The 11,011-nt window shown below is 71.0% G+C and carries 9 protein-coding genes; 4 read left to right on the plus strand and 5 right to left on the minus strand.

The annotated features are described in order from the left end of the window. Positions 1-157: 157 nt before the first annotated feature. The 4 genes from GTY84_RS07940 to GTY84_RS07955 all read right to left on the minus strand — a co-directional run bounded on the left by GTY84_RS07940 (position 158) and on the right by GTY84_RS07955 (position 4,800). Positions 158-913, minus strand: coding sequence for an iron-containing redox enzyme family protein (locus tag GTY84_RS07940; protein WP_161225433.1), 756 nt, complete (start codon positions 911-913; stop codon positions 158-160). A 138-nt stretch (positions 914-1,051) separates the two neighbouring features. Further along, complete coding sequence (locus GTY84_RS07945; RefSeq protein ID WP_161225434.1) at positions 1,052-2,368, minus strand: ATP-grasp domain-containing protein; 1,317 nt, start codon at positions 2,366-2,368, stop codon at positions 1,052-1,054. Positions 2,369-2,400: 32 nt separating this feature from the next. Beyond that, complete coding sequence (locus tag GTY84_RS07950; protein WP_202550162.1) at positions 2,401-3,513, minus strand: DUF1611 domain-containing protein; 1,113 nt, start codon at positions 3,511-3,513, stop codon at positions 2,401-2,403. A 45-nt stretch (positions 3,514-3,558) separates the two neighbouring features. Next, positions 3,559-4,800: an ATP-grasp domain-containing protein gene (locus tag GTY84_RS07955; RefSeq protein ID WP_161225435.1), complete on the minus strand. Its 1,242-nt coding sequence runs from the start codon at positions 4,798-4,800 to the stop codon at positions 3,559-3,561. Between the two features lie 699 nt (positions 4,801-5,499). Between GTY84_RS07955 and GTY84_RS07960 the strand changes: the two genes are divergently transcribed. The 4 genes from GTY84_RS07960 to GTY84_RS34525 all read left to right on the plus strand — a co-directional run bounded on the left by GTY84_RS07960 (position 5,500) and on the right by GTY84_RS34525 (position 10,155). Further along, entirely contained in the window at positions 5,500-5,997 is a 498-nt protein-coding gene (locus tag GTY84_RS07960) for a flavin reductase family protein (RefSeq protein WP_321162646.1), read from the plus strand. A 269-nt stretch (positions 5,998-6,266) separates the two neighbouring features. Then, on the plus strand, positions 6,267-7,631 hold the full coding sequence (gene aroA / locus GTY84_RS07965; RefSeq protein WP_202550163.1) for a 3-phosphoshikimate 1-carboxyvinyltransferase: 1,365 nt from the start codon (positions 6,267-6,269) through the stop codon (positions 7,629-7,631). Between the two features lie 126 nt (positions 7,632-7,757). Next, positions 7,758-8,825 (plus strand): histidinol-phosphate transaminase, encoded by a 1,068-nt coding sequence (hisC, locus tag GTY84_RS07970; RefSeq protein WP_161225436.1) that lies wholly within the window; start codon positions 7,758-7,760, stop codon positions 8,823-8,825. A 796-nt stretch (positions 8,826-9,621) separates the two neighbouring features. Continuing rightward, positions 9,622-10,155 carry a LuxR family transcriptional regulator gene (locus GTY84_RS34525; protein WP_202550164.1) on the plus strand — a complete coding sequence of 178 codons (534 nt, stop codon included), beginning with the start codon at positions 9,622-9,624 and terminating at the stop codon, positions 10,153-10,155. Here the strand turns inward: GTY84_RS34525 and GTY84_RS07985 are convergent. Then, positions 10,139-10,945, minus strand: a complete 807-nt coding sequence (locus GTY84_RS07985) for an alpha/beta fold hydrolase (RefSeq protein WP_161225437.1) — start codon at positions 10,943-10,945, stop codon at positions 10,139-10,141. The genes GTY84_RS34525 and GTY84_RS07985 overlap by 17 nt on opposite strands. Between the last annotated feature and the right edge of the window lie 66 nt (positions 10,946-11,011).

The following is an 11,011-nucleotide window of genomic DNA, read 5'->3' on the forward strand; positions in this document are numbered from 1 at the left end:
CGGTGCGGGTCCGGCGGGCGGGGAACACCCGCCCGCCGGACCCGCCGCGGCCTCGGGGCGGGGACACTGGCCGTCCCCGTGAAGCTCCCGACCGGTCCCCCGGGCCGCGGGGTCCCCGGGTGCTGGTCCGGTCGTCGGTACGTCCGGGGCGTGCGGGTCACACCGCGGCGACGGCCTCCGCGTGCTTGGCGACGGTGTCCTGGTAGATCTCGCGGAAGAACATCGCGAGGATCTCCTGGACGTCGTCGATGTACTTGAACACCTGCTGGAAGTCCTCCTCGGTGAAGATCAGCTGGCGGAGGATGTCCCACATCTCCTGGGAGTGGTCCTCGGTGGTGTCGACATGGAGGTGGGCGGCCTGGCCCTTGACGTTCTCCTTGCCGAGCCGCTTCTGGAGGTTGTCGACGATGGCCGGCTGGAGCTTCACCTGGGTGTACTCGACGAGGTAGTTGGAGACGACCGGGGCGAGCGCCGACTCGTGCTCCAGGGCGAAGTAGAAGAAGCCCTCGAAGAGGCGGGTGGAGAGGTAGGGCTCGGTGGCGAGGATCTCCTCCTCGGTGACGCCGGCGGCCTCGGCGTCGCTGATGTACAGCTTGTCGTGCAGCATCTCCTCGGCCTGGTACTGCGCGTAGTCGCGGGCGGCCCGGGGCGAGACCTGGGCGATCTTGTAGATGGCCTTGGACTGGCTGACCCGCGAGAGGCGGATCCGCCACACGTGCTCGATGAGGGTGCGGCGGTAGTACGCCTGGTGCAGCTCGGGCTCGCTCAGGTGGGAGGCGAAGGGGACAGTGGCCTTCCACTCCGCCATCTTCTTGTCCATGTAGCGGTCGAGTTCGGCCTTCTTCAGGCGGCTCTGCTCCTCGTTGAAGAGCGGCTTCGGGTGGTTGATCCCGCTGTTCTGCACGCGGTTCATCGCGTTCTCCTTCACAAGAGGGTTCGCCGGGACGTTCACGGAAGGGTCAGGTCGTGGTGGCGCCCGGCACGGTGGCGGCGGCACCCGGGGCGGTCGTCGGCCCGGGCCGGCCCGGGATGGGGGCCGGGGCCGCCGGGGTCAGCGGTAGCGGACGTGGAAGTGCTCCGCGGCGTGCCGGTCGAGGAAGGCGGTCTCGGCCCCGAGGTCGTCGGCCGCCACGTCCCAGAGGGCGTCCATGAGGCAGATCCCCCGGTCGGACGCGTCGAGTTCGGTTCCCTCCGCCACGTGCAGGCGCAGGATCCTGGGCGGCCGGGTGGGCGGATCGAAGCGGATCTCGTCGATGGTCCGCCCCTTCTCGCCGTACTTGCTGAGGAACACGGTCGCCCGGGTGGGCGCGCCGGTGCGCAGGGCCTCCACCTGGGAGGCGCGGGTGAGCCGGTCGCAGAAGGCGTCCCGTTCGCCGTCGGGCAGCACCAGGGACTCGGTCCACAGGTCGAGCAGGGAGTACCCGGTGACGGTCCGGGTGCTGGGGTTGATGAGGCTGCCGCCCATCCGGGGGTTGATCTCGATGATCTCCCAGCGCTTCCTCGACTCCCAGTACTTGACCTCGATGTGGAAGGTGCCGGCGGTCAGCCCGCGTTCCTCCAGCGCGGTCAGGCAGCGGGTGACGTGGTCGGCCGCCTCCAGGACGAGTTCACGGCCGATGCTCGCGGGCGGGCTGACCGACATCCCCTCCAGGGTGGTCCGCTCCAGGCGTTCCACCCGCGCCTTCTCGTGGACGCACAGATGGTGGACCCGGCCGTCGAGGACGACGGTCTCGAAGCTGAACTCCGGCCCCTCGACGTACTCCTCGACGAGGAAGTCGTACCGGTCCATGAAGATCGCCTTCATGCGCCGGTCGGCGCGCATCTGCTCCTGGATCGCGGGCAGGTCGGCCAGGTCGGCGACGTCCTCCAGGACGAAGGTCGCGAAGGACGAGGCACCGCGCACCGGCTTGACGAACCAGCGTGCGGACGGGTCGAGTTCGGGTGTCTCACCGGGGACGACCGGGCTGACCCGCACCTCGCTCAGGCCCTCGGCGAAGAGGTGGCGGCGCAGCTCGTACTTGTCGAGGCACAGGCGCAGCGCGGCCTCGCTGGAGTCGCGTGCGCCGAGCCGCTCGTTGAACTCTGCCATCAGGAGCCGGTAGCCCTCGAAGGAGGCGAGGACGGCCTCGACCCGGTAGCCCCGGTCGGTGAACTCGCGGACGGCCTTCTCGACGTCCCCGGAGCGCAGTTCGGTCTCCTCGGTGACCACGCAGTCCGCCAGGTGGCGGCGGGTCCCGTCGAGGACCTCCGGCGCGCCCGGCCGGGAGCTGAGGCCGACGAGGGCCAGGCCGAGGCCGGTGGCGGCCGCGGCGATCTCCTCGGTGTACGACTTGCCTAGGTGCAGGAGGAGCAGGATCGCTCTCTTCATCTGTGCATCTCCTCGAAGGTCCGGGACCGCCCTCAGCGCAGGCGGGCCGCGGCCGCCCGCCGGTCCGCGGTCTCCAGCTGGTGGGCACGCAGGGCGTCCACGAGCCGGGCGGCGCCGTCGTCGCGGAGCGGGTCGACGACGGGCAGTCCGGTGTCGGCCTCCAGCTTCTCGGCCTCGCGGCGGTAGTCCTCGTCGCTGAAGCCGAAGCTGTTGACGCTGACGGCGGCGACCTTGGCGGGCCGCTCGAAGACGGTGAGCTCCTCGTTCATGCGGATCAGCTCGGGGATCGGGATGATGGGCGTGTCCCAGACCTTGGTGCGCTCGGCGCCGAGGCGGTGGCAGAAGACCAGGGCGTGCGGCAGGGAGCCGTGGAGGATGGCGAGGGCGACGCTGCTGAACCCGATGTGGTTGAGCGACCCCTGGCCCTCGACGACGACCCACTCGTTGCCCGCCGCGGCCCCCAGGACGGCCTGCTCCACGGCGCCGGCCATGAAGTCGCCGGGGACGCCGTCGACGGCGACGCCGTGGCCCGAGATCAGCATGCCGCTCTGGCCGGTGGCGGCGAAGCCGGTGGGGATGCCGCGGCGTCCGGCCTCCTTCCAGATCTCCAGAGCGGCGGTCTTCTTGCCGATGTTGGAGTCGCTGCCGCAGGTGTGGACGACCCAGGTGTCCAGGTCCAGGACGCGGGCCCGGTTGAGCGGCACGGGCGGGGAGTCCTTGGTCTCCCAGACGGTGACGCCCTGCTCGCGGACGGCGCGGGCGATGTCCGGGTCGTCGGCGAGGCGGAAGTGGATCGAGTTGATCACGTGGAGGCCGTTTCGGACGGCCGCGAGGAGATGCGGCTTCCAGCCGGAGGGCAGGTCGGCCGAGTGCAGGCCCTTGCCGACGATCAGGACCTCGGGGTGCAGGTCGAGGGCCTGCTCGACGCGGCCGACGATCGGGATCGCGCCGCCGTAGCCGAGGACGTCCTGGACGGTCTGGCCGGCCTTGCGGCTGTCGATCACGGCGACGCAGCGGTCCCCGTTGTAGCGGATCAGGGAGGCCGCGATCTTGCTCGTGAAGAGCCCCAGGCAGCCCTCGGCGAACAACACGAATCTCTTCTCGACCAGCTCCGCATGGCTCAACTGACCCACGTCTTCCTCCACGGACTCGATGGTTCGACTGCTGGTGGTTCGAAGTGTCCGGCCGCTCTACGGGACGGGCTCAGTGGTGAGGCGGTACTGCGCGCGCGCCTGGCGCACGGCCGCCTCGATCTGCTCCTGGGTGCCGCCCCGGAAGAGGAACCGGCCGCCCTGGAGCGTGGCGTACGATCCGGGACGCGAGACCAGGACCTCGCCCGGCCCGGGAACCAGTTCCCGGTACACATGGGGCACCCGTCCGAGCAGCGGGGTGGCGGCGGTGACCTTCTGGGGCAGTGGCCGGGGGCCCGGGACGATCAGCCATCCGCCGCTCAGCGTCGGGTCGGGGACCGGTAGGTCCACCGGGCGGCCGAGCAGTACGTCGGTCCACAGCCGGAACAGGTTCACCCCGTGCACGTCGTGGATGACGTACGAGACGTCGGCGCCCGGCACCCGGGCTCCGACCTCCAGGAACACCACCTCGTCGCCGGTGTCGAAGAGTTCGAGGTGGAAGGCGGAGCTCCGCAGGCCGAGCGCGGTCAGACAGCGCACGGCGAAGTCCTCGCAACGGTCGCGCACCGCGGGGTCGGTCTGGAAGACGGAGCCGAGGGGTTCGCCCAGGCGCTCGAAGTCCAGGCAGGTGGAGAGGTAGCGCGAGGTGCACAGGAACAGCGGTTTGCCCTCGGCGTCCAGCACGCCGTCGACGTGCAGGATGTCACCCCGGACGAACTCCTCGATCTCCAGGTCGCCGAGCGGCCGTTCGGCGCACAGGGCCCGCAGCTCCGCCGCCGAGGCGACCTCGCGCACGCCCTGGCTGGACGCCCCCCGCACCGGCTTGACGATCACGGGGTAGCCGAACTCCTCGGCGGCCGCGAGGACCTGCTCCTCGGTGCGGCAGGACGCCCAGCGCGGCACCCGCAGGCCGGCCCGGGCGAGCGTCTCCTTCATGACCGTCTTGTCGCGGAACCGGGAGGTCTCCTCGGGACCGGGGCCGGGGATGCCGTAGCGCTCGCGCAGGGTCGCCGCGAGGTCGAGGAGCATTTCGGAGAAGCCGATGACATGGTCGAACGGGCCCTCGTCGCGGACGATGGCGTCCACGCGCTCCAGCACGCCGTCCTGATCACCGAAGTCCGGTACGACATGGACCCGTTCGGCGTCGGCGGGCACCCCGCTGCGGCCGCCCTCGTCGCACACGTACGTGACGCGGTCGGTGCCCGGGCAGAAGACGACCTCGGGAGCGGCGAGACGGTTCTCCCAGCGTCGCTCGTCCTCGTACAGGGGCCAGCGGGTCAGGAACAGGATTGCGCCGGACATGAATGTCGTCCTCACGGTTCACGGGCTTTGTGGTCGTGCCCGGCCGGGCCGGCCGGTTGACGGCATCGTCTGCCCTTTCCAAACCGGATGGCGAACCGGGACATGAATTCCGGGAAAGGCTCCGACGTGCTTTTACCGCTGCCACAGCCTCGCACGGGACCGGTCTGGCCAGAATAGGACCTAGGTCCCGGCGCAACGGAGGGCGGGCGCACCGCCCGGAACGGACGGGAAGTCCGGGTGGCGCCGAATGGTCGCGGTTCATCGCGGATGGTGCGGCCGCCGTCCCTCACCGGCAGCGCCCTTTGATTACCCCGTCCCGTCCGGCCGTGAAGCCCGTGGGCACCGCGTCCGGCGCGGGACCGGTTCATGCCGGCCCGCCGTGAATGGCCGTCCGAGTGCGCCGTCCGGACCGCCGGCACGGGCGCGAAGGGGGGCGGGACGGAAACGCCATGGGCAGATGGGCCTATTGCGACCCGGCCACCCGCCGCACAGAATTCCTGTCGCCCCCTGCCGCCGGAGGGGGCTTACGCCGCGCGGCAGGAAGCACTTCCCCTGCCGCGCCGACAGATGAGCGCCAAGCGGTTGGACGACGCGTTCCCGCTCCGCGGAGGTCGCCCGCGCCGCACACGGCGGGGACACGGCCCCGCGACAGGCTTCGGGCCCCGGACCGGGTCCCGCGGGACAGGATGGGGTGCTGCCGTGACGGCGGAAACGGTACGGCGGGCGAGCTCCGGCGACTTCCGGGCGGCGATGGCCCGGTTCGCGGCCGGGGTCGTGGTGGTGACGACGCTGGGCGACGGCGGGCTGCCGCGCGGCTTCACGGCGAGTTCGTTCTGCTCGGTGTCGCTGCACCCGCCGCTGGTCCTGGTCTGCCTGGCCAACTCGGCCGAGTCCTTCGAGGCGTTCGACTCCTGCGGGCACTTCGCGGTCAGCGTGCTGGGCCCCGAGCACCGGCGACTGGCTCAGCGGTTCGCGACCCGGGGCACCGACAAGTTCGCCCCGGAGGGCCTGTCCCGTACGCCCGGCGGCCTGCCGTCCGTGGCGGGCGCGCTGGCCGAACTGGACTGCGAGGTGCACGCCCGGTATCCGGCCGGGGACCACATGATCCTGATCGGCCGGGTGTCGGGCGCCCGCCTGGGCGTGGACACGGCGACCCCCATGGTCTATTACGAGAGGGACTTCCGCATTCTGGCGTGAGCGGCACGGGGATCGTCCGGGCCACCGTATGACGAAAACGCCATGGGATCATCGGCCTATTGCCCCCGCGCCACACGGGACACAGAATGATTACCGCGCCCCCACTGCCGGAGGCGGGTTGTCGTTGCGCGGCAGGAGAAGCTTTCCGAACTGCCCCCGACACTTCAGTGCCAAGCGGCGGGACGACATGTTCCCGCGCCGCTGATATCGCCGGCCCGGACGTCAAAGCCACATCGCCTGCGAAGGTTTCGGATGGCGAAGGATGGGAAATGGGAGATACGAGGATGCTGCTGAAGGTTGATCCGGTCGATTCCTTTTCCGGAACATTCCGAGTCCCCTCTTCGAAACCGGAGACGCAACGGGCGATTCTGGTCGGCACCCTGGCCGACGGCACATCACGGGTGTTCAACGACCTCCGTTGCGACGAGACGGAGACCATGAAGAACGCGTGCCGTGCCATCGGCGCCACGATAACCGAGCACGACGACTTCCTGGAGATCCAGGGCATCGGCCAGTCGTCCCCGCGCATCGGGCGCGTCATCCAGTCCCGCGGCTCGGGCCTGGTGTTCCGCGTGGTGACGGCACTGGCCTCCGTGCAGCCGTCGGCGGTCGTCGTCACGGGTGACGCGACCCTGCGCAACCGGGTGATGGAGCCCCTGCTGCGGGCGCTGCGCGAACTCGGCGCGGACATCGAGTCGATCGTCGGCGAGGACCGGGCCCCGGTCGTCAACTGGGGGGGCGGCCTGAGGGGCGGCACCTGCCGGCTCCCGGGCGACATCAGCTCGCAGTTCATCACCGCCATCCTGTTCGCCGCGCCGCTGGCCGACGGACCGGTGGAGATCGAGGTGACGGGCGAGGTCTACTCCCAGTCGTACATCCGGCAGACGCTGGCGAGCCTCACCGAGGCCGGCATCAAGGTCACCGCCTCGGAGGACATGCGCCGTTACCAGGTGGAGCCCTCCGCCTACCAGGCCCAGGACTTCACCACCCACGAGGACTACACCTCGGCCTCGTACCTGCTGGCCGCCGCCGCGCTCTTCCCGGGCCGGACCGTCCTGACCAACGTGTACGGCGACAGCATGCAGGGCGAGTTCGCGATCGTCCCGATCCTGGAGCAGCTCGGGGTGAGCGTCACCTTCGACCGGGCCACCTCGTCGCTGACCGTCGACAACCCGCCGGGAAGCATGTGCGGCGACTTCGAGGTGGACACCCGGGACTGCCCCAACATCGTGCCCACGCTGGCCGCCCTCGGGGCGTACGTGCAGGGCAGCCTGCGGGTGACCGGCGGACGCCTCACCCGTTTCCACAAGGCCTCGCGGATCGAGGCCATGGCCGCCGAACTGACCCGTGCGGGCGTGGACATCGAGGTTCTGTACGACGACGGGATCTGCGACGGCTTCCTGGTCCGCGGCGCGCGGACCTACCCCGGCGGGGTGACGCTCTCCAGCTGGGGCGACCACCGCATCTTCATGTCGCTGTTCGTGGCGGGTCTGCGCATGCAGTCGGCCAACCGGTTCTCCGGTTTCGAGGACGTCCGGCTGTCCTTCCCCACGTTCCTGGAGGAGTTCGCCAGGGCGGGGGTGCGGGCCACGGCCGTCGAGGAGGAGGGCGTGCCCGCGGCGCCCGTCGGCTGACCCGGCCCCCGGCGGTGCGCGGTGCCGCGGCGCCGCGCACCGCCGGGCCCGGCAGGGGGCGTTCGCGGCCCCGACGCACGACGCCCCCGCACGACCGTCCGCTCCCCCGTTCAGGAAGTCCCCTTGATGCCCGCCACACCTGCCCCCCGGCTGCGCGCCGATGTCTCCGGGCTGCCCCGCTACGTCCCCGGCCGAGCCGCTCCCAGCGACCGGGTGGACAAGCTGTCGTCGAACGAGAACCCCTATCCCCCGCTGCCGTCGGTCGTCGCCGTGCTGCGCGAGGAGTTGGAGCGGGTCAACCGCTATCCCGATCCCGCCGGGCGGCAACTGGTCACCCGGCTGTCCGAGGCGCTCGCGGTGCCCCCGGAGCACATCGTGCCCGGCACCGGATCCCTCGGCGTCACCAGGGACCTGCTGCGCGCCGCGGCGGGCGAGGGCGACGAAGTCGTGTTCGCCTGGCGCTCGTTCGAGGCGTATCCCCAGCTCACCTGGGCCAACGGGTCGACGTCCGTGCAGGTTCCGCTGCGCGACGAGCGGCACGATCTGGAGGCCATGGCCGACGCGGTGACGGACCGCACCCGCATGATCATCGTGTGCAATCCCAACAACCCGACCGGCACGGCGGTGCGCCGCGACGAGCTGGAGCGCTTCCTCGACCGGGTGCCCGGTCATGTGCTGGTGGTGCTCGACGAGGCGTACCGCGAGTTCGTCGACGATCCCGGCGTGCCCGACGGCATCGACCTGTACCGCGGACGTCCCAACGTCGCCGTTCTGCGCACCTTCTCCAAGGCGTACGGGCTGGCGCGACTGCGCGTCGGCTACGCGGTCGCGCATCCGCCGGTCGCGACGGCGCTGCGGGCCTGCGCCGTGCCGTTCGGCGTCAGCGGACTCGCCCAGGCCGCCGCGCGGGCCTCGCTGGACGCGGAGCCCGAGTTGATGGAGCGGGTGGGGACCCTGGTGACCGAGCGCGCCCGGATCACCGGCGCGCTCCGCACCGCGGGCTGGACGGTTCCCGACAGCCGGGCCAACTTCGTGTGGCTGCGCCTCGGTCCGCGTTCGCGCGCGTTCGCCGACGCGTGCGAGGCGGAGGGGGTCATGGTGCGTCCCTTCGGCGACGAGGGGGTGCGGATCACCGTCGGCACTCCGGAGGCGAACGACCGCCTGCTGAAGATCGTGGGCGACCGGCGCGGGTGAGGTCCGCCGCGGTGGCCCGTACGGCCTGCCGCCGGCACGTGCCGCCCGCGCGGACTCCCGCAATCCCCGGGGCGGTCGCGGCCCCTCGGGGATTGCGGGAGTCCGTGCTCGCGGCACGGTTCCCGGATTGCCGGAAGAAAGGGGGCCGGGTTCGCCGGTCGCGGAGGCCTCCGGGCAACTCCGTTGTCCTGCCGGGCACACCGCGGACGGCACCCATGAGGCCCATGACGGATCGGCCATCCGATCACCGTTGCGATTTGACGGCGGTCATGGAATGCTCCCCCATAGACTGCGCCTACCAATGATTTCGTCCTGCGAACGAAATGGCGTATGCACACGGGGGGAGATTTCATTGCAGTTACGCCCGCTTACGCTTTCCGTCGATCCGCCGCGATCCGAGAATCCCGGCGAGGCTTCCGGAACGGGAAGCCCCCGTCCGGCGGAAGACCGTCGTGGCCACCGGCCGACGGGCCGTCGGCTCCTCGCCCGGCGCCGGAGCGCTTCCGCCCTCGCGCCGCCCGGTGACACCGACCCACCGGTCTCCATCTCGGCCCGGACCCCGGCGTCATGCCCGGTCCGGCCCCCTCTTCCCCCTCCTCCCCGGACCGCCCCACCGGCGCGCCGCCCTTCCCGGGCCGCAGCGATCCGGCCGGGCCGGACGCCGGACTGACTGCCGCGGCCGTCGCCCGTCGGGTGACTCGCCGGCGCTCACCATCCAGCGGCAGCATGCCGGGTGAACGAAGTCCTTGGACTTCTTTCCCATGCCCCTTTCGGGAGACACGAGGAGAGGCAGGACGTGGAAGAAGCACCGGTCGTGGAACTGACGTGCCGGGAGTTAGAGGTGCTCCGCCTACTGGCACAGGGGTTGAGCAACCGGCTCATCGCCCGGAACCTCGACATATCCGAAAAGACCGTGAAGAACCACCTCAGCAGCATCTACCCGAAGATCGGCGCCACCGACCGCATACAGGCGGCCCTCTACGCCCGGGACGCCGGTCTGACCGATCCCGGGGAACCGGCTCCGTGCGCTCCGGTGTCCATGACCGTCAGTGAAAAAGGGGGCCTGCCCGCCGATCCCGCTCTCACCGCACGTGAACAGAGCGTACTCGCGCTATTGGCTTTGGGGTTGAGCAATCGACTCATCGCCCGGAATCTCAACATATCCGAGAAGACCGTGAAGAATCACCTTAGCAGTATCTACTCGAAGATCGGCGCCACCCACCGTACCCAGGCCGCCCTCTACGCCCTGTATTCCGGTCCTCTGAGCTATCCCGCAGCGGTGCCTTTCCGACCGGAGAGACCCGCGCTCACGGTCAGTCCTCCTCGCTGAGGAACCTCCGCACCAGTTCCCCGGCCTCGGCCCGGCACTCCTCGAAATAGGCGTGCCGGGCGCCCGGGAAGAGGTGGGTACGGGCACCGGGAATGCGGGCGGCGAGCAGTCGGAGATTGTCCGCCGGGGTCAGCCGGTCCTGATCGCCGTGGAGGATCAGGGTGGGTGCGGCGATGCGCGGCAGATCGTCCCAGGCGTCGTGCGCGTTGCTGGCGGCCAGGTGTCCGCGGCGTGCGTGGGCGGGCATCCGCGGGTCACCGAGGGTCCGGTAGGGGCCCGGGTTCGCGGCCCGCCAGCCGGGTGAGTACATCAGATCGGCCAGCACCTCGCGTACGGCCTCCGCGTCCGGCTGGGCGAGGGAGCTCCGTACCGACGCGTCGCGTTCCACCGCGTGCGGGCCGCCCGGGGAGGTACAGCCCAGGACCAGCCGGCGGACCCGCTCCGGGTGGCGGATCGCGAGCGACTGCGCGACCCGGCCGCCCATCGAGGTGCCGTACACATCGGCGCGCGCGATGCCGAGCGCGTCCAGGACGGCGACGACGTCGTCCGCGAACCGTCCTATGGAATACGGCCCTTCGGGCTTGCCGCTGTCCCCCGTTCCGCGCGTGTCCAGGGTGACCGTGGAACGCAGGGGGTGGAAGTCCTCACGCACGCCGTCCCACCAGTGGTGGTCGTTCGCCTGCCCGGCGAGGAGCACCAGCGGCGGCCCCTCCCCCCGGTGCTGGTGGGCCAGCGCGGTGCCGTCCTGGGCGCGGGCGAGGGCCGGGGCCGGCCGGTCGTGTTCGGTCATCGACGTCCTTCGGAAGGGCACGCGGGGCGGCGCGCCGGTGCCATGGTTCACCCCGACAGTAGCCGC

This window comes from Streptomyces sp. SID8352 (genome assembly GCF_009862265.1).
GTDB lineage: Bacteria > Actinomycetota > Actinomycetes > Streptomycetales > Streptomycetaceae > Streptomyces.